General features: G+C 62.6%; 19 protein-coding genes, 1 tRNA gene and 8 pseudogenes. 16 read left to right on the top strand and 12 right to left on the bottom strand.

All coding sequences use genetic code 11. The features are described 5' to 3' along the window. A partial coding sequence (locus PARHAE_RS16910; RefSeq protein ID WP_206437008.1) for an LPD7 domain-containing protein occupies positions 1-736 on the top strand: 736 nt, incomplete at its 5' end. A 355-nt stretch (positions 737-1,091) separates the two neighbouring features. On the opposite strand, the gene PARHAE_RS16905 is transcribed toward PARHAE_RS16910, so the two are convergent. Then, positions 1,092-1,400, bottom strand: coding sequence for a hypothetical protein (locus PARHAE_RS16905; RefSeq protein WP_126155731.1), 309 nt, complete (start codon positions 1,398-1,400; stop codon positions 1,092-1,094). A gap of 62 nt (positions 1,401-1,462) precedes the next feature. Beyond that, positions 1,463-1,939: a hypothetical protein gene (locus PARHAE_RS16900; RefSeq protein ID WP_126155730.1), complete on the bottom strand. Its 477-nt coding sequence runs from the start codon at positions 1,937-1,939 to the stop codon at positions 1,463-1,465. 834 nt (positions 1,940-2,773) lie between these two features. Here PARHAE_RS16900 and PARHAE_RS16895 point away from each other — a divergent pair. The 12 genes and pseudogenes from PARHAE_RS16895 to PARHAE_RS21760 all read left to right on the top strand — a co-directional run. Then, positions 2,774-3,289 (top strand): Hsp20 family protein, encoded by a 516-nt coding sequence (locus PARHAE_RS16895; protein ID WP_126155729.1) that lies wholly within the window; start codon positions 2,774-2,776, stop codon positions 3,287-3,289. Between the two features lie 95 nt (positions 3,290-3,384). Continuing rightward, positions 3,385-3,909 carry an Hsp20/alpha crystallin family protein gene (locus tag PARHAE_RS16890; protein ID WP_126155728.1) on the top strand — a complete coding sequence of 175 codons (525 nt, stop codon included), beginning with the start codon at positions 3,385-3,387 and terminating at the stop codon, positions 3,907-3,909. 60 nt (positions 3,910-3,969) lie between these two features. Further along, positions 3,970-4,191, top strand: coding sequence for an ETC complex I subunit (locus PARHAE_RS16885; RefSeq protein ID WP_126155727.1), 222 nt, complete (start codon positions 3,970-3,972; stop codon positions 4,189-4,191). Then, positions 4,191-4,688, top strand: coding sequence for an NADH dehydrogenase ubiquinone Fe-S protein 4 (locus PARHAE_RS16880; protein WP_126155726.1), 498 nt, complete (start codon positions 4,191-4,193; stop codon positions 4,686-4,688). The genes PARHAE_RS16885 and PARHAE_RS16880 overlap by 1 nt, the downstream gene beginning before the upstream one ends. A gap of 11 nt (positions 4,689-4,699) precedes the next feature. After that, entirely contained in the window at positions 4,700-4,939 is a 240-nt protein-coding gene (locus PARHAE_RS16875; protein WP_126155725.1) for a DNA-directed RNA polymerase subunit omega, read from the top strand. Between the two features lie 25 nt (positions 4,940-4,964). After that, positions 4,965-5,339 carry an SPW repeat domain-containing protein gene (locus PARHAE_RS16870; RefSeq protein ID WP_126155724.1) on the top strand — a complete coding sequence of 125 codons (375 nt, stop codon included), beginning with the start codon at positions 4,965-4,967 and terminating at the stop codon, positions 5,337-5,339. A gap of 39 nt (positions 5,340-5,378) precedes the next feature. Further along, positions 5,379-6,788: a DegQ family serine endoprotease gene (locus PARHAE_RS16865; protein ID WP_241232859.1), complete on the top strand. Its 1,410-nt coding sequence runs from the start codon at positions 5,379-5,381 to the stop codon at positions 6,786-6,788. A gap of 477 nt (positions 6,789-7,265) precedes the next feature. Further along, positions 7,266-8,372 (top strand): glycosyltransferase family 4 protein, encoded by a 1,107-nt coding sequence (locus PARHAE_RS21770; protein WP_126155723.1) that lies wholly within the window; start codon positions 7,266-7,268, stop codon positions 8,370-8,372. Then, positions 8,257-10,590, top strand: a complete 2,334-nt coding sequence (locus PARHAE_RS16855; RefSeq protein ID WP_338142932.1) for an amylo-alpha-1,6-glucosidase — start codon at positions 8,257-8,259, stop codon at positions 10,588-10,590. The genes PARHAE_RS21770 and PARHAE_RS16855 overlap by 116 nt, the downstream gene beginning before the upstream one ends. Positions 10,591-10,668: 78 nt before the next feature. Continuing rightward, positions 10,669-10,884, top strand: a pseudogene (locus PARHAE_RS16850) (IS256 family transposase); the annotation flags it as partial. Between the two features lie 271 nt (positions 10,885-11,155). Next, a pseudogene (locus PARHAE_RS21765) lies at positions 11,156-11,332 on the top strand (IS21 family transposase); the annotation flags it as partial. 2 nt (positions 11,333-11,334) lie between these two features. After that, positions 11,335-11,604 (top strand): annotated as a pseudogene (locus PARHAE_RS21760) (transposase domain-containing protein); the annotation flags it as partial. A 339-nt stretch (positions 11,605-11,943) separates the two neighbouring features. On the opposite strand, the pseudogene PARHAE_RS16840 reads toward PARHAE_RS21760, so the two are convergent. From PARHAE_RS16840 to PARHAE_RS16830, 3 genes and pseudogenes are all read right to left on the bottom strand, one after another. Beyond that, positions 11,944-12,384: pseudogene (locus PARHAE_RS16840) on the bottom strand (recombinase family protein); the annotation flags it as partial. A 26-nt stretch (positions 12,385-12,410) separates the two neighbouring features. Continuing rightward, positions 12,411-12,836 carry a hypothetical protein gene (locus PARHAE_RS16835; RefSeq protein ID WP_126155721.1) on the bottom strand — a complete coding sequence of 142 codons (426 nt, stop codon included), beginning with the start codon at positions 12,834-12,836 and terminating at the stop codon, positions 12,411-12,413. Between the two features lie 10 nt (positions 12,837-12,846). After that, positions 12,847-13,101: a type II toxin-antitoxin system prevent-host-death family antitoxin gene (locus tag PARHAE_RS16830; RefSeq protein ID WP_126155720.1), complete on the bottom strand. Its 255-nt coding sequence runs from the start codon at positions 13,099-13,101 to the stop codon at positions 12,847-12,849. Positions 13,102-13,188: 87 nt separating this feature from the next. Between PARHAE_RS16830 and PARHAE_RS21215 the strand changes: the two genes are divergently transcribed. Further along, the gene (locus PARHAE_RS21215; RefSeq protein ID WP_164555286.1) at positions 13,189-13,434 is read left to right on the top strand and encodes a hypothetical protein; all 246 of its coding nucleotides are present in this window, start codon (positions 13,189-13,191) and stop codon (positions 13,432-13,434) included. A gap of 80 nt (positions 13,435-13,514) precedes the next feature. On the opposite strand, the pseudogene PARHAE_RS22180 reads toward PARHAE_RS21215, so the two are convergent. Then, positions 13,515-13,726: pseudogene (locus PARHAE_RS22180) on the bottom strand (IS5-like element IS711 family transposase); the annotation flags it as partial. A gap of 73 nt (positions 13,727-13,799) precedes the next feature. Here PARHAE_RS22180 and PARHAE_RS16810 point away from each other — a divergent pair. Then, a pseudogene (locus tag PARHAE_RS16810) lies at positions 13,800-14,554 on the top strand (IS5 family transposase). Positions 14,555-14,570: 16 nt separating this feature from the next. On the opposite strand, the pseudogene PARHAE_RS16805 reads toward PARHAE_RS16810, so the two are convergent. Next, a pseudogene (locus PARHAE_RS16805) lies at positions 14,571-14,772 on the bottom strand (transposase); the annotation flags it as partial. Positions 14,773-14,934: 162 nt separating this feature from the next. On the opposite strand from PARHAE_RS16805, the gene PARHAE_RS16800 reads away from it, so the two are divergent. Continuing rightward, positions 14,935-15,008: transfer RNA gene (locus tag PARHAE_RS16800), tRNA-Cys, on the top strand. 106 nt (positions 15,009-15,114) lie between these two features. Here the strand turns inward: PARHAE_RS16800 and PARHAE_RS21755 are convergent. The 5 genes and pseudogenes from PARHAE_RS21755 to PARHAE_RS16785 form a co-directional block, all read right to left on the bottom strand. Next, complete coding sequence (locus PARHAE_RS21755; RefSeq protein ID WP_241232858.1) at positions 15,115-15,255, bottom strand: hypothetical protein; 141 nt, start codon at positions 15,253-15,255, stop codon at positions 15,115-15,117. A gap of 100 nt (positions 15,256-15,355) precedes the next feature. Beyond that, a pseudogene (locus PARHAE_RS22005) lies at positions 15,356-15,514 on the bottom strand (tyrosine-type recombinase/integrase); the annotation flags it as partial. Between the two features lie 212 nt (positions 15,515-15,726). Then, positions 15,727-15,960 (bottom strand): hypothetical protein, encoded by a 234-nt coding sequence (locus tag PARHAE_RS21750; RefSeq protein WP_241232857.1) that lies wholly within the window; start codon positions 15,958-15,960, stop codon positions 15,727-15,729. Between the two features lie 166 nt (positions 15,961-16,126). Beyond that, a protein-coding gene (locus PARHAE_RS16790) for an IS5 family transposase (protein WP_241232856.1) occupies positions 16,127-16,866 on the bottom strand; the annotation gives its coding sequence in 2 pieces (ribosomal slippage) (positions 16,127-16,588 and positions 16,591-16,866; 738 coding nt in all). A 427-nt stretch (positions 16,867-17,293) separates the two neighbouring features. Beyond that, on the bottom strand, positions 17,294-17,818 hold the full coding sequence (locus PARHAE_RS16785; protein ID WP_126155716.1) for a hypothetical protein: 525 nt from the start codon (positions 17,816-17,818) through the stop codon (positions 17,294-17,296). Between the last annotated feature and the right edge of the window lie 79 nt (positions 17,819-17,897).

Genomic DNA, 17,897 nt, shown 5'->3' with positions numbered 1-17,897 from the left:
GCAGAAACCTGGCACCAGTTCCTCGACGACTTCGTTAGCGATCCTGAACTCGCGCAACGCTTCAAGGCTCAACCGCCGCGGTAACAATCGGCCGGTTACTGTGGATTTGCAGTCAAATCCAATGATCGTTGGTCGTATCCGAGCCCACAATGCCCGGAGGTCCGCGGAAGGCGTCAAAGTCAGGCTCTGGCGCTCACTGTATCCGGTCGAATTGCCATCCGACATTGCGGTCGCTTTCCGCTATGTGGACGTCTCAAGTCATTCGGTCGTTTTCGATGATGGCACTGTGGTCAGGGACATGGGCGACAGCATCATCACCACAAGATCGACCGAACTTTCGATACGTCTAATGGCCCTTGAGGCAAAGGCAAAAGGCTGGAGTGCCTGCGACATCGTGGGTAACGAGGACTTCATCGTTGGGATGACCATCGCATGCGCCGAACTCGGCATGAAGCCTGTTGGCGCGGATGATCAGACAAACGCCCTGATAATGGCCACCCTGGCCGAAGCCGGGTATGATGCGGCAAAGCTCGGTCGCCCGGGCCCGGACGCAAAGGCGGCTGAGACGGCGCCGGAGAATTCCGCGCCCTCAACCAAGGAGAAGCCTACCGACGTCGTGCCTGAGACGACGCGATCCGTGTCGGAGGCTGCTACGCCAAGCGACCCTGCGGAGGCCGCCAGCGATCTCGACGCAGATAATACCGACTCGGACACGGACATCACCCCCAGCTTATGACGGCGCCCCAGAAATTCATTCGCCGCCACCATCAAAGGTGGCGGCTCACAGGATCCTGCTGCTTGCAACGCGAAGGCTTGATCTCAACCTGTCGCGGCTCCCGGTGTTAGCATCCTGGGATAATATTGTAATAGCTGCCGTTGGATAGCCGCCTTGGCCCTGAGGGCGGCGCTGATGCGATGATGGCTTTTTCCCGGCGAGAGGTGATAGCGTGCCAGGATACTATTACCCTAGGTTGCTATTATGATAGCTTCGGTCGTTCCTCGGCGGAATGATAGCATGATAGAGTAATATTACACTATTACTCTATCATGCTATGCAACGGCTGCCGCATTCCGTCGCCCTCGATCTCCGCTCACCGTGCGCTTCCGCAGCGGTAGAAGTCCTCGTAGGTGTCCTGTCGGGTGTTGTCGTAGTCGATGCAGAGGCCGGCCTCGTCGATCCGGGCCTTGAGGATCTTGGCCTCGTTGCAGTCGCCCAGGCTGATGCCGTTGGCATCGCCGGCGGAGTCCATGCAGGCGGTATAGGCCGCGGCGAAGCCGTCCACCAGGCGCATTTCCTTGCGGCTGAGCGGGCCGCCGGGGAACAGCGCGGTGGCGGCAATCACCGCGATCAGGAGAATGGCGGCGCCGGCGGCGGCGATCAGGATGCGGGTGCGGGTCATGTTCGTGTCCTTTCCGAAGGGGGGCGGCGGCGTGCCGCCCCGATGGGGCAGTCCGTGGCCGCTCAGCGGCGGATCAGCGCGGCGAAGTCCGGGTAGCTGCCGGTCTCGGTGGCGCGGTAGCCCAGCCGGGCGGCGGCGGCGAAGGGATCGTCGAAGGTGCCCAGGTCGGGATGGCAGGCGCGCAGATACATGGTGGTGATCAGCGTGGTGGCGCCCGCCGGGGTGACCAGGTCGAGCGCGGTATAGCTGGCGTTGCCTGCCATGAAGGCCGGGCGCGCGGGGCTGCAGAACACCTGCACGGGCGAGGGTTCGCCCCAATCCAGGCTGTCGGCGGGGGTGTCGGGATCGGCCGAGACCGCCTCGCGCAGGGTGACCAGCACCAGATCGCCCGGCACGGCGGCGCTGCCCTGGCCGACGACCTGGCGCGAGGTCTGGTCGTAGTGGATGCACTCTCCCATGTGGCAGCGGGCCAGATAGGGCTCGGCCTGGGCGAGGGCGGCGGGCAGGGCGAAGGCGGCGGCGAGGATGAGGGGCTTCATGGGTGTCTCCACAATCGAAAAAGGTCTTCGGGAAAGTCTTCGGAAAGGACGGGCAGGGGGATCAGTCGACGCAGCGGTCGGGCCTGTCGAGGCAAAGATCCAGGGTGGCAGGTGCGTCGGGGTCGAGATCGCCGCGCAACGGTCCCGGCTCCAGCGTGATCCCGGCAAGGCGCCAGACGTCCGGCGCCCCGGCCGGCGTCAGGGTGCCGGACAGCGTCCGCGCACCGCTTTTGCCCTGGGCCTGCAGGCTGATCTCGTAGCGGGTCTCGCGGAAGAGTCCGCCATGCCGGGTCGCTGTGTATCGCTGCCATATCCTGTCTCCTTGAAGAGAGCATCGCTCTCAGAAGACCGGAACGAAACCGGTGCAGGTCAAGTCTGCCGCCTGCTGAATGATGACGCCGCGTAAGGCCAAGCCATGCTGCGCCAATTGTCCGAGCGCCATGGCGAAGTGCTGCGCACTGCGCTTTCTCGCTCTTCACCGGCACGAAGCGCATCGTTGGTCGCGGGCCCGCCTTGTAAGACGCGCCTCGGCATCGGCGGCGTCATCCCTCTGTCCATTGACGAATGGCGTCCTGCAGGCTGGCGGGACAGCCCCTCTCATGTCCCAGGCTCGCGGCCTTAGAGCGACGACGCCGTAACTGCAAGCGCCGCGCCTAAGGCGCGCGAACACCGAAACACAAAATCGTTGTCCTCGGAAAATTTTGCAGGGCGGTCTTGACACCCGGAAAGGGCATTCTAGATGAGATGGTGCAGATCGCTGGTAGGGGGTCTGCAACCGGAATTTCCGGTTAAATCATCAACTTGTACCCATGTTGCTCAATGGAGGACGTGGCTATGAGAACCACATTCGACTTTACACCGCTCTTTCGGTCAAGCGTTGGCTTTGACCGTATTCTGAACCTGCTGGAAAACACGGCCCGCGCCGATACGGCGGAAAACTGGCCCCCCTACGATATCGTCCGGGAGGCCGAGGATCGCTATGCCATCAGCATGGCACTTGCGGGCTTCAGCGATAATGACCTCACCCTGACTCAGGACGGAAATGTGCTGATTGTTGCCGGTCGCAAAGAGGCGGACGACAACGCGCAATACCTGCATCGCGGCATTCCGGCGCGCAGCTTCGAGCGGCGCTTTGAATTGGCCGACGATGTTCGTGTCGAGGGTGCTTCGCTGACCGATGGTCTGCTGACGGTGTCGCTGATGCGCGAAATCCCCGAGGAGAAAAAACCGCGGCGCATCGAGATCGCGCGGGTCAGCGGCGAGCACGCCAAGCCTGCCCAACAGACGCAGATATCGGCCGCGAAATTCGCAAAAGCGGCGGCCCCTCAGCCCGAGCCCGCTGCGGCCTGATCTGACATCGATCCGATATCGGCCATGTCCCGCTGGCATCGCTCTGACCGATGCCAGCCTTGGGCGGGCCATGCGCAAAAACAGGAGACAGAAAAATGAGCGTTCGAGATCTTATTCCGCAAAACTGGACCCGAAATCTGCCTTGGTGGCGTGGTAATGACACCCCGTCGGCAGAGCCTGTTCGCGATCCGTTCACAACCTTCCACCGCGAGGTAGATCGGCTGTTTGACGATTTTTTCCGGTCTTTCGGCACCCCATCGCCGGTCTTCTCTGGTGGCAATGGCTGGATGGGGGCAAACTGGCCCAGCGTCGAGATCTCCGAGACGAACAAGGCGATCTCGGTCACTGCCGAGCTTCCCGGCCTTGAGGAAAAGGACGTGGAGGTTCTGCTGGAGGACGGGCTGCTGACCTTGCGAGGTGAAAAGACCACCTCGACCGAGGACAGCGAACGCCGCTTCAGCGAGCGTGTCTATGGGCGGTTCGAGCGGCGCATCCCTCTGCCCGCCGGCATTGACGAGGGGGCCGTCGAGGCCTCGTTCCGCAACGGTGTGCTGACCGTGACCCTGCCCCGAACCGAGACGGCGCAGGCACAGGTCAAACGTATCCCGTTGAAAAGCTGACATTGCGGGCCGGGATGTCCCGGCCTGCATCTTCGCGGTCCCAAAGCATCGGAGGATGATATGCAACTTGTAAGTGCAGAGCGTATTTCCCCCGCATCGCAGGGCAGTGCGGGGCTTCTGCCGCAAGGCAAGGGCAAGGCCAGCTATACCTCCAGCCTGCCGGCAGAAAGTCTTGCCCGGATCTGGAAACCGTCCCGGTCCGCGACCACGTCGGGCCGCGCGCGCAACGGCCAGTGGCGGCTGCGGATCGAGCGCCAGTCCGGCCCGAGCTTGAGCCCCTGATGGGCTGGACCTCGGGCACGGACACGGCGCATCAGGTTGAGCTGACCTTTCCCAGCCTTGACGCGGCGATCCGACATGCCGAACGGCTGGGCATCGCCTATGAGGTGCATCTGCCGCCGGGCGAGGCCGAGGCCCGCCGCAGGGCACAGACGGCCGAGCGTCAGCGTCACGCCCATGCTGCACGACTGCGGCGTTTCTCTGACCGGACACTTGACCGGCTGGGCCTTGGACAGCACCGCGACGCCTATCGTGATGCGCTTGCATCCCCAGCGGACAGCGACAGAGAAGGCGCCGCCCCGATGGAGGTGGCACGCGATACTAGCCTGCCGCTGGATGTGCGCCGCTCGATCCTGATGAACATGGCGTTCAACGAATATCTTCAGGATCAGGCGACCTCGGAAGGCATGCCCGAACACCACCGCCAATCGCGGCTGGACCAGGTGGAAACCGCGCTGCGGGCCCTTGAAGGGGCCCGGGACCAACAGCAGGTGGCCTGAGGGGCTGCGCCATGGATCCGTTTGTCGCGCTTGAATGTCAGGCCGTCATGCCCGACCGCTTCGGATTGGTTCTGGCTGCGGCCGCGCGTGCCCGAAGCCTGCGCGAGGATGCGCGGGCAGGGTTGGATGACGCAGATGAAAACGCGATAGATACTGCGCTGCGTGACATCGCGCTTGGTGTCTTGGGGCCCGATGAACTTCGCCCCTTCCTGCCGCCGTCGCAGCCGCTACGGCTGGCGAAACACAACTGACGATCGAAAGAAAGGAGGTTGAACGATGATTGCAAACTGGATCTCAGACCGTCGTGATATCGGTTATCGCATCGCGGCCGGGGCCGCCATCGTTGCGGGGCTGCTGATGGCTGCGCTGCCGCTGATGCTTTCGCTGCCCCCTGCCGCCTTCTGGAACAGCCTTGTCACGGGCGCAGCGATTGTCGCGCTGACAGTGTGGCTGGTATTGACGGGCCATCCCATCGCTGACCGCCTGTTGCTGGTGGCTGGGTTGTGGGTTGCCCTCAGCCCATGGACCACAGCCGCCGGCTATGCCGCCTGGCTTGCCGCGCTGCATGTCATTGGCGGCCTTGCTCTGGTTGTCTGGACCGGTGCGCGGATCTGGTCCGCCAGCGGTTCGGGTGGACCTCGGACCGCCTGATTTCCAGTGCCGGCCCCGGCCTCCGGGACCGGCTTTTTCATGCAGGAGAATCCCATGCCTTTGTCACATACGGCCCGCACGCGCTGGCAGGTCATGCTTTTCGCCTTGTTGATTGCGCTGTTCACGCCCTTTCCGACAAAGGGCGAGACGGCCTTTGCGCTTGATGAACGAGGGCTGCTGACCGCAGCTCCGGTGTTGGAACGCGTGACGCCGGCAATCGTCAATATCGCAACCCGAACCGAGACGCAGGTCAGCGCCAACCCCCTTTTCAACGACCCTTTCTTTCGCCGTTTCTTTGATCTTCCGCCGGGGCTGGTGCCCGATGCCCGTAATCAGGTCCGCATGAGCGCCGGATCAGGCGTTATCGTCGATGCTGACGAGGGCTATGTCTTGACCAACCATCACGTCATTGCCAATGCCAGCGCCATCACCGTCACGCTGAAGGATGGCCGCGCGCTGGAGGCCGAACTGATCGGCAGTGATCCCGGCACCGATATCGGCCTGCTTCGCATCGACGCCGATGGCCTGACCGAAGTCGAGATCGCCGATTCAGACGCCGTTCTGGTGGGTGATCACGTGATGGCCATCGGCAACCCCTTCGGGCTGGGTCAAACCGTGACATCGGGCATCGTCAGCGCCCTGGGACGCAGCGGCATCAGCCGCGATGGCTATGAAGATTTCATCCAGACCGATGCCTCGATCAACCCCGGCAATTCGGGCGGGGCGCTGGTTGACAGCCGGGGCCGGCTGATCGGTATCAACACCGCAATCCTGACCCCAGCTGGCGGCAATGTCGGCATCGGCTTTGCCGTACCCTCGAACATGGCGATCTCGGTCATGGAACAGCTTATCCAACATGGTGAAGTACATCGCGGCCTGTTGGGTGTGACCATACAAGAGCTGACACCCGAGTTGGTCGATGCCATGGGGCTGGAGAACGGCAACCGGCGTGGCGTGGTCATCGCCAGCATCGAGCCCGACTCGCCCGCGGAAGAGGCCGGGCTTGAGGTCGGGGATGTCGTGATTGCGACGGATGGGCGGCCTCTGCGCAATGCCGCCGACCTGCGCAACCGGATCGGGATGCTTTCGGTCGGTGACGAGCTTGTCCTGTCGGTTCTGCGTGGCGACGAAAGCCTTGACCTGACAGCCAGGATCGGCGAACAGCCCGAACGCACGGCGGACTGGATCGAGAACACCGCGCTTGCCGGGCTGTCGTTCCGGGAGGTCGCCGGTCCCGGCGGGCGGCAAGCGCTCGAGATCGACGCCGTGGCACCCGGCAGCCTTGCGGCATGGCGGGGGTTCCGTGTCGGTGACATCATTCTGTCGGTCAATCGACAGCCGGTCCGCTCGGTCGAGGATTTGCGGCGTATCGTGCCTGACGGGCGAACGACACTGGTCGTCGAGATGCTGCGCGACTCCCGGCGTATGCTGGTGATCGTTGAAGGATGACCGTGCAGCGGCGGGCCGGGTCCCGTGCCCGCCGCTGGCCGCAGCCGCGCCGGTATCTGCGACGGCGATCCCCACACATGACCGAATGCAGACCTGTTTGAAGCGATATCGTTGTTTTTCAAAATGGCACGAGAACAATTTCCACAAGGCGATGGCTGGTGAAAACCCCGGCGCGCCACTTGAGACGACCCGGACGGGAATATCTTGAACAGCGCCGCCTGTGCCCTAGATCTTGCGGCGCGCAGGCCCAGACTGCGCGCATTACCAACTGCTGAAGGAGGGTTCCGCCATTCTGGCTGCTCTCGCCTTGTGATATCGGACGAAGGCCTGCGACCGGGACATGTCACATCGGTCGCTGACAGGCGACGGGCAGCTTAAGACAGATCGCGGGGACAAGCCACGCCCGAAGGGTGGCGCCGCGCCGCTCCGGATGCTGCTCCATTGTCAACGCTTTGCTCGAACGAGGAGGTTTTGTCGATGAAGATCGCCCAGATTGCCCCGCTTGCGGAACGCTGTCCGCCGCGCCTCTATGGCGGGACCGAACGGATCGTATCCTATCTGACCGAAGAACTGGTTCGTCAGGGCCATGACGTCACGCTGTTCGCCAGCGGAGATTCCATGACCAGTGCCCGGCTGGTGCCCTGCTGCGACATGGCGTTGCGCCTGAACCCCGAGGTCGTGGACCCGCTGCCCTATCACATGATGATGCTGGAACAGGTTCGCCGGCGTGCAGACGAGTTTGATGTGCTGCATTTCCATATCGACCTGCTGCATTATCCGATGATCAGCGGTTTCGCTGACAAGGTCGTCACAACCCTGCATGGCCGGCTGGACCTGCCGGATCTGGCGCCCTTCTATGCGATGTTCAGGGACTATCCGCTGGTCTCGATCTCGGATGATCAGCGCAGGCCCATGCCGCCGGTGAACTGGGCGGGCACGATCCATCACGGATTGCCGCGCGATATCCTGCCGTTTACCCCGCACCCACAGGGTGGCTATCTGGCTTTCCTTGGCCGGATCTCGCCCGAGAAACGTCCTGACCGGGCGATCGAAATCGCGGCCCGCGCCGGAATGCCCCTGAAAATGGCGGCAAAGATCGACAAGGCTGATCAGGCCTATTGGGACGAGGTGATCGGACCCATGGTGGCGCGCCATCCGAATGTCGAGTTCATCGGCGAGATCAACGAGCATCAGAAAGCCGAATTCCTTGGCAATGCCCAAGCGCTGTTGTTCCCCATTGATTGGCCCGAGCCCTTTGGCCTGGTCATGATCGAGGCGATGGCCTGCGGGACGCCCGTTATCGCCTTCCGCTGTGGCTCGGTGCCCGAAGTCATCGACAATGGCGTCAGCGGCTTTGTCGTCCGCGACATGGACGCGGCCGTTGATGCCGTCGGGCGGCTGGGTGAACTGGACCGGGCAAAGGTCCGCAAGACCTTCGAAAGCCGCTTCACGGTCGAGCGGATGGCGAATGACTATGTCGCCCTCTATCGCGAGCTGCCCCACATGCGGCGTAACATGCTGCGCAGTGCCGGGATTGCCTCGGTCATGGGGCAGAATGGCGGGCACCAGATCCACCATGCCTGAGGAGACGAGCGTCATGAAACATGTTCATGCCGAACAGGGGCTGTTGGCCCCCGCGGCCCCGGACGAGACTTCTCAGGTCCTGATGCCGGTGGCGACCTCGTTGCAGGATCGTCGCCCGCGCACGCTGAAACACGGTGATACATTCGCCGTGTTCGACCATAATGGCGATGCCGTGTCGTGGCCGGGCAGTCCCGAGGGGCTGTTTCACCGCGATACACGCTATCTGTCGCATTTGCGTCTGACGATCGAGGGCCTGCCGCCGATGCTGCTGTCCTCGACCCTGCGCGACGACAATGCGACGCTGACCTGCGATCTGACCAATCCCGATATTTCAGATGGCAAGGGTCAGATCGTGCTGGAACACGACCTGCTTCATTTGCGGCGGTCGCGTTTTCTGTGGCAGGCGGCCTGCTATGAACGCCTTGCGCTGCGCAACTTTGACGAACGCCCGCACCGGATCACCCTGAAACTGGCCTTTTCAGCCGATTTTGCGGATCTGTTCGAGGTCCGCGGCGCACGGCGCGCAAAACGGGGCGAGATGCTGCCGCCGCAGGTCGAGGGCGACCGGGTTACGCTGGCTTATCGGGGGCTTGACGGGCGGCGCCGGACGACAACGTTGCGCTTTGACCCCGCGCCGCAGCAGCTGGGGGCGGATCATGCGACATTCGTTCTGGACCTCAAGCCGGGTCAGGCGCGGACCGTGGTCATGGAAATCGCCTGTGACAAGCCAGATGGCGGACCGCTGCGGCGCAGCTTCGGGACCGCGCTGCGCGATTCACGGACTGCGCTGCGCCGTTCTTCGGGGCTGGCCGCTGCCGTGGACAGTTCGAACGAGATCTTCAACGAGGCGGTGCGCCGATCGGTCTCGGACCTGTATATGCTGGTCACGGATACGCCCGAAGGCGCCTATCCCTATGCCGGCATCCCGTGGTTCAGCACGGTCTTTGGTCGTGATGCGCTGATCACGGGGCTTCAGACGCTGTGGCTCGACCCCGCAATCACCCGGGGGGTATTGCTGCACCTGGCGGTCAATCAGGCAAGCGATTACGACCCGTTGGCCGATGCCGAGTCCGGCAAGATCCTGCACGAGGTTCGCTATGGCGAAATGGCCGAGCTAAAAGAAGTGCCGTTCCGTCGCTATTACGGCAGCATCGATTCGACGCCGCTTTTCGTCATGCTGGCCGGCGCCTACCTTGAGCGGACAGGCGATGTCGTGACGCTGCGTCGGCTGTGGCCGCATATCGAAGCAGCCTTGTTCTGGATAGAGAAGGACGGTGATCGCGACGGCGACGGCTTCATCGAATATGGGCGGCGCAACCCCGAAGGTCTGGTCAATCAGGGGTGGAAGGACAGCCACGATTCGGTCTTTCATGCCGATGGCGCGCTGGCCAAAGGGCCGATCGCCTTGGCCGAGGTGCAGGCCTATACCTATGGCGCATGGCGCGCCGCTGCTGCGATCGCCCGCGCAATCGGCCGCCCCGAGACGCAGGCCGCCGGCTTCGAGCAGCGGGCCGAGGCATTGCGGTCGGGTTTCGACGCGGCATTTTTCGATGAAGCTCTGGGGACCTATGTGCTCGCTCTTGATGGCGAGAAGCGTGCCTGCCGGGTTCGCAGTTCGAATGCAGGCCATGTGCTGCTGACCGGGCTGGCGCTACCCGAACGCGCCGAAGCGGTGGTCAGAACATTGACGGATTCGGCCAGCTTCTCGGGCTGGGGGGTGCGCACGCTGGCCTCGACCGAGGCGCGTTATAACCCGATGAGCTATCACAACGGCTCGGTCTGGCCCCATGACAATGCGCTGATTGCCGCGGGTTTCGCCCGCTATGGGTTCAAGCGCGAGGCCGCACGGATCTTTGAAGGTCTGTTTGCCGCATCGACCTATATCGATCTGCGGCGGCTGCCCGAGCTGTTCTGCGGCTTTGCCCGCCAGCACACACGGGGACCGACCTTCTATCCGGTGGCCTGCTCGCCTCAGGCATGGGCCGCGACGGCGCCGCTGTTCATGCTGCAATCCTGCCTGGGCCTCGGTTTCGACGCCGAGCAGGTCCATATCCGCTTTGACGGGCCGGTTCTGCCGGCCTTTCTGGAAGAGGTGACCATCCGCAACCTCGTCCTTGATGGCGGCTCGGCCGATGTGATGCTGCGCAGATCGCGCTCGCAGGTGGTGGTCGATGTGCTGCAACGGCGCGGCCCCGTGCGGATCGTAACGACAGCGTGACTTTTCGGGGGCAACCCCATGCTCCGTCAGGGCCAGGCGCAGAATGGCCGGTTGATCGTTGGCGGCGCTGCAACGGCGGAGAGCGTGTTCGCCACCGTCCGCCATCGGACCGTGCGCACCAAGGGTTCGCTGTCGCAGAAGACCGCGAAACTCAAGGTCTTCACCCGCGTCAGGGCCGCTTCGAAGACATGGCGGAGGCTGAACGGCACGAACCACTTGCCGAGCGTCATCGAAGGCGTCAAGTTCACCGACGGCGTTGCCCTCCGCCAAGCCACCCAAAACCGCGCCGCCTAACGCGGCCGCGTCACCCAGATCCAGCCATAGCTCGTGCGTCTGGAGATATTACTCTTTGAGGGATCGGTGGAGCAGTCGTGTTGCTCAGACATATTGGTCTTTCTTCTGGACGAGATCAGTTCAAGCCAAATAGTATATGCCGCGCCGCTAATGTGTTGACCGGCGTAGAATAAGGCCCCCCCTTCTGGGGTGATCGGCGTCCAAAAGGGACCCCACCGACCAGGGGTTGGGTCCAATGTGCTTCCGAGGATTACTGGAGGCCGAGCGCAGGATGCTGATCGTGGAGACAATCGCAAAAATCAGGCGGCTGCATTTTACCGAGGGCAAGGGGATCAAGACGATCTGCCGCGACCTGAAGCTGTCGAAGAAGGTGGTGCGCAAGGTGATCCGCACCGGGATAACGGAGTTCACCTACACCCGGACGGTTCAGCCACGCCCGAAGCTGGGCGCCTGCGCCCCTACCTCGACAACGGCATCCTCGAACTCGACAACAACGCCGCCGAACGCGGCATGCGCAGCGTCGCCCTCGGGCGGAAAAACTACCTCTTCGTCGGTTCCGAGGCAGGTGGAAAGGCCGCAGCCATCGCCTACACCCTGATCGAAACAGCCAAGCTCAACGCCATCGATCCCCATGCCTGGCTCGTCGACACCCTGGCCCGTATCCCTGATTACAAGATAACAAAGGTCGATGACTTGCTGCCTTGGAAATGGCGTGGGTAGCGGTCAGGCCGGACGCTTACGCAAAGATGCTGTCGGTCTGGTTTGTTCGGGGCATGGCCTGGCTACGTAGAGCAATAGCAAGCGCTTGTATCCTAAGACGTTTTCAGACGGCAGGATCCGCTCTGCATGACTTCAGATTGCGCATTTTAGGTATGGTAGATGACGGCGGTTGCGCGCCCCCGCAACCATTGAGACCGACAAACCCGCTGCACCAACGGCGGGTTTTGTCGTTTTGGCACTCTTTCCAACGGCTTGCCGTTCCGTCCATTCGAGGATCGTGCGCAATTCGCCGTGCAGCTTGGCATAGATTTCCCCACGTTCCAGGCCGGGCGTCAGCACACCCGACTTGCCTTCCTCGACGCGGCCACGGATGCCCCGGTGCGTCTTGGCGGCAAGGTCCTTGAGGAACAGCGCGTTCATCGTGCCCTTAAGCCCGACATGCAATTCGCTGATCTCGCCCTCGGCCAGCGTGACGATGGGAACGCCGGCGAACTTCAGATGCTTGAACAGCGTCGCCACATCAGCCTGGTCGCGCGAGATGCGATCCAACGCCTCGGCCAGCACCATGTCGAATTGTCCCGCCTGCGCGTCCTGCAACAGCATCTGGATACCGGGACGCAGGATCATGCTCGCGCCCGAAATCCCCGCATCCTTGTAGATCCCGACGACCTTCCACTTCTCGCGCTTGGCCTGCTCGCGACAGATGCGGAGCTGGTCCTCAATGGACGCCTCGCGCTGGTTGTCGGAGGAATAGCGGGCATAGAGGGCAACGCGGGTAATCGGCCGGTCCTTTCAAAACTCCATGGTCAGCGGCGCACGGCGCCGCTCTTCTTCCCGTGGGCCAGTTCGAGGAAGCTGGCCCTGATCTTGGCGAACAGCCTCGGCGGGATGAAGCCATAGGCGAACGCGCCCCGCTTGCCGGGAACCGGCGACAGCCCGCCATTGGGCCATTCGTCGATATTATGCTCCGACACGATCACCCAGCTCGGCGCGTCGTCGAGGCCGATGGCCTGCTTCACCCTCGCCGGGATCTCGATGCCGACCGTATCGCCGGAGGGCGGCGTTTGGGTGATCGGCAGCAGCACCACATGGCGCGGGCGGACAAGCGCATCGGTCGCGGCGACGAGGCAGGCCGGACGGTCCTTGCCCTGATCCTGGCCGGCGGCAGCCTCATGCGTCCAGAGGTAATCGTAGCGCAGGACGAGGCCGGGCTTGGGTTCAGGGATCGCCACGTCGCCCGCCTTACTTCAATAGGTCGTCGAGGTGGGCGTGTTCGGGGTCCATCTCGGCCCGCTCCACGGCGTCGATCACCACATCGGCGGCATTCGCCGTGCGATGCGTCCGCTGCGCGGCAGCGCGGAGCCAATCATAGTGATCGGCGGACATCAGCACGAACTCGCGCCGCCCGTGGCGGGTGATCTCCACCGGCTCGCGCTGCGCCTGATGCTGGAACTCGCCAAACTTGCGCTGGAATTCGAGGGAACCGACTGTCGGCATGGCTGGCATCCTTTCGATTGGGATGCCTGAATTATACGTATAATTCGTGTTATTTCAAGGCTGGAGTTACGCATCTCCGCCTGCCGGGTGCTTCTTCTGCGCCTTGCGTTCCAGCGCGATCTTGCACTCGAACTGCTCGCGGGCGATCTGGCGACCGATCAGCCGGGCGAGGGACCGGATAGCCGCATCGGCGCGCGTGGGATCGTTGCCGCCCGGTTCCGGCCCTATGACCTCGATGCTGATCCTGTCGCGTTTGAGGCGCCATCGTCTCCAGAAATCCCATGCCCGGAAGGGGCAGGGACCATCGAAGAACCGCTCGCGCCTGAAAGGTAAAGCCTCGCGTCGCACCCGTGCGGCATATGGGATACTGTAGAGTAAAATAGGGTTGGTCCGTCATCGAAAGGACACCGCGCAATGGAGACCCGCACCGGCAGGCCGAGCGCATCGACCGCGGCATGGATCTTGGTCGTCAGCCCACCGCGGGACCGACCGATGGTGTGAGCTTCAAGCCCCCCTTTTGCGAGGTGGCATCGGCATGGACCTTCGAGATGGTCGCGTCGATCAGCACATATTCGAAGTCGGGATCGACGCTCAACGCCTTGTAAAGGCGCTCCCACACTCCCGCATGGGCCTAGGCTCCAAACTCAATCAACCTATTGCTTTGATGTTTATCCCGGTATTGTCAGGGGAGGCGGGCGATGTCGGGTGGATTTTGGCTGTCGGACCGGGCTTGGGCCGTGATCGAGCCGCTCTTGCCGAAGAACCAGCCGGGGGCGCGGCGGGTGGACGACCGCCGGGTGATCAGCGGCATCATCCACGTGCTGCGCATCGGCTGCCGCTGGGAGGACTGCCCGTCTGACTACGGCCCGTCCACGACGATCTACAACCGCTTCAACCGGTGGAGCCATCGTGGCCTCTGGGGACGGATATTTGCGGCCCTCGCCGCGCAGGCGGAATTGCCCGACGAGTTGAGCATCGACAGCACCGCCGTGCGCGCCCATCGCTCGGCGCACGGCGGAAAAGGGGGGCGAAAGTTCAGGCCATCGGGCGGTCGCGCGGCGGCCCAACCACAAAAATCCATGCCCTGACAGATGGTTGCGGGCGAGCGGTGGCCTTCACTCTCAGTCCCGGAAACCACGCAGATATCTCCGAAGCACCCGCCCTTCTCGACAAATGCCCCGCACCCGCCCGCCTTCTGGCCGACAAGGGCGATGATGCGAACAGCCTGCGCGACCGTCTGGCCGGGACCAGCACCGAGGCCATCATCCCCTCGACCAGATCACGCAAAGCGCCCATCCCCTACGACGCCGATGCATAGCGCGACAGGAACCTGATCGAGCGCGCCTTCTGCAGGTTAAAGGACTGGAGGCGCATCGCGACCCGATACGACAAGCTCGCCATCAACTTCGCCTCTGCCGTTGCCATCGCAGCTGTCGTCATCTGGTGGACTTGATTGAGTTGGGAGCCTAGCGGCGGAACCGGGTATAGGCCGTTTTCCAGTGCCCCAGTTCCGGCGGCAGGTCGCGCCAGGGCGAGGCGCCACGCGCCAGCCACAGCACTGCATCAATGAACAGCCGGTTGTCGGCACCGCTGCGGCCCCGATCCGGCCTTGCCGGGCAACAGCGGCCCGATCCGTTCCCATTGCTCGTCAGTCAGGGTCCGCCTGCTCAAGATCGCCTCCGTTTTCGATCTTGAATCAGAACTCACCCGACAAGGGAATCCGTAAATGAAGACGCCCTTTAGGAACAAACGGGACAAGAACAAGAAAGTGATAACCGGAGTGATAACCCCCTTGACCCCATCAACCGAAAACCCTAGCAAACGCAAGGCTCCGGCGGGTTGGCGGAGAGGTTACGCAGCGGATTGCAAATCCGTGAAGACCGGTTCGATTCCGGTACCCGCCTCCAAGTCTTTTCAACAGCTTGCGTCATATCGATATTTCCACGGCTTGCGCCGTTTACAGTTCCGTTTACAGCGGAGTTCATTCTTTGCCCCCCTTCGCCAGGGAGAGCTTCACCAGGATGGCGTCGGTTCGTCGGGTGAAACGCGGGCGTAATGTTCGATCACCGCAGCCGCGTAGCGCACCGACCAGCCCATGTGAGCAGCGATATGAGCCAGCTCCAGACCGGCATTCAGAAGCCGTGTGGCAGCCATTCCTCCCGTGTCCTGAAGGCGGAGGTCGTAGCCCAAAAGCATCGGGTGCCAGACCCGCCTGGTTTCGCCAGTAGCGGAGACTGTCCGAGGCATGGCGCCTGGTCATGGGGTTGCCAGCGTCGCTGACCAGGATCAGCATCCGATCGGCAGGCGTTGCCTCGATCAGACGCGCCATATCGGCTGTCACCGGAATGGTCGCCAACCGCTTCCGCTTGTTCGTGCGGATGCAGATGCGACGGCTCATCGGCGTCGCCTCGATCTGGTTTCGATGCAGCCGAACGAGATCGGCAGGACGCAGCCCGGTTTCGCAGTCGGCGATCAGAATACGCCTGACCCAGTCCGGCGCGACCTTGCAGACTGCATGGCGCTGATCGGTGGTCCAGACGATTTCCGAGCGATCGACCTCGTAGACCTTGCGGAAATCGCCGCAGTAATGAACACGCAGCTTGCCTGCGTCCTTCCACGCCCAGTTCAGGATCCGGGTGACGACTGTGCCGCGTAGTCATACTGTCGGGGACTGTGCGCCCATGCCTTGCGCCAGTCGTTCACCTCGCCCCGCGCCTCCGGTTCCTCGTACATCGATGCGGGATCGAGCTTGAAGGCCTCGGCGAAGCGCAACGCCCAGATGCGGTAATCCTTCCTGGTTCGTTCGTCCTTCGGCATTTCCGCACTGGACAGGAAATCGTCGACCATCTGCGGCGTCATGTACATCGGCCTTGGGCCTCTTGACGGCCTCGGCGAAGGCGGCAAAAAAAAATCCTCCTCGTTCGGATAGCCGATCGAGGATTCCCAGAACTTCGGGCCGCCGCGCCAAGTATGGAAGTGAAACTTGTAGCCCGCCTTGGTCCTGCGCCGGACACGATGGACGCCCCTAGGTCACCGCCTCGTACCCTCGGAGTGTGATGCGGATAGCGGCGAGGTGGACAGAGGCGAGGAAACTGGCGTCTGTCTTGTCGTAGCGGGTGGCGACTGCCCGGAAGTGTTTGAGCTTGTTGAAGAACCGTTCCACGACATTGCGCTTGCGATAGAGTGTCCGCTCGAAGGCCGGGATCCTCTTGCGGCCCGGCATCGGCTTGATGTTGGCCACCGCGCCCCGCGCCCCGCGCCCGCAAGGGGTGCGCAGATAGTCTGCGTCATAGCCGCGATCCGCCAGCAGCACTTGGCCGGATCCCACCGTCGCCAGCATGTCCATCGTTGAACGCCCGTCATGGGCCTGTCCGGCCGTCAGCTTCAGCAGGATCGGGCGGCCGGCGGCATCCACCAGGGCATGGATCTTCGTCGTCAGCCCGCCGCGCGAGCGACCCATGCGATCGGATCGCCCCCCTTTTTTGGCCCGTTGGCCCCATGCTGATGAACCCGGATCGAAGAGGAGTCGATCATCTGGATATCGCCACCGCAAGCCTCTGACACAACTTGTAGAATGCGCGCCCAATGTCCGGCTTTCCGCCAGCGGTTGAAGCGGTTCACGCAGGTCGTACAGGGCCCGTAACGTGCCGGAATGTCGGCCCAGGGCACACCCGTCCGCAGCCGCCAAAAGATGCCGTTCAGAACCTTTCGGTCGTCGGCATGCTTCACCCCCCGCACCTTCGTCGGCAGCAGAGGCTGGATCACCGCCTATTCGAAATCCGTCAGATCGAAACGTGCCATGACCACCTCCCCAATCGCGGGAAGTGAATCACAACCCTCGCCAATCGGGAAGCCCATTTATGGGTATGTGACCTAAGGCAGATCACGAGGCGCCACGACGCGCCCTCCTCTGGGCTACAAGGCTCGACTTTACAGGGGGCACAGCAGGTAGCACCCCAAGCCCTTGCACAGCGTCTAGACGGGCGCGAACATGCACCGGGTCGAACCATCCAGGCCGCCTGGGGGACGAAACGGATTTGCGATTGGCGCAGAAGTCGCGGAAGGCATTGTTCGGCCCGGAATACCGCAGCAAAGCCGCCAGTTCCTCCGAGCTGATCAGCCCGATCATCGAGGCGATCTGGTCAATCTGCCGTGTCATGAAGCGCCCCATCCAGATTGAAGACAATCGCCTTCAAACCGTCCAGCCAGTTCGAACTGCACCGCCTGGCATCGACGATCCCCATAGGGAGCCAGGCGAGTTGTAAGGGTCTTCCGGCATATCGCCCCCCAAGTCGCTGCGCGAAATATACATCACCTTCAGCGGCTTACCCTTTGCGGTTATGAACTCGATATCCACGGCGGCTTGACCTAAGAACTGGATGACGAACTCCGGTCCCTTCGTCAGATCGTGATCTGGCGAACACAAGAGTTCCATGAGATCGAGAAGCGTGTGATCAGGATCAGGCAGCCGAGAGTTCACCCAGTGATGATGACCCGCGTTGGCGATCTGCATGGATGCAAATCGTTCGAAGCTCTCTACCGCCCGTGCAGGCCGATCGGTTGCCATGCGGGTGATGAGGATCCTTGCCAGATAACTGGCATCGACGTCGCGCGCGCTCGGCCCTCGGCCGAACACAGGCAGATGCTTGGCAGCCTTGAGCTGTCGGTCAATAACCGACAGCGTCTTGCATCGACGCGCGCCAATGGCGGAAAACACCAGACTTCATACCATCCGTGTCATAGACGAATGGAGTAACCGTCAAGCCATTTGTGTATTGAACGAATGATGCCGAATC

The organism is Paracoccus haematequi (genome assembly GCF_900631945.1).
GTDB lineage: Bacteria > Pseudomonadota > Alphaproteobacteria > Rhodobacterales > Rhodobacteraceae > Paracoccus > Paracoccus haematequi_A.
The sequence above is the reverse complement of the archived record's forward strand: the minus strand, read 5'-3'. Positions and strand labels throughout refer to the sequence as shown.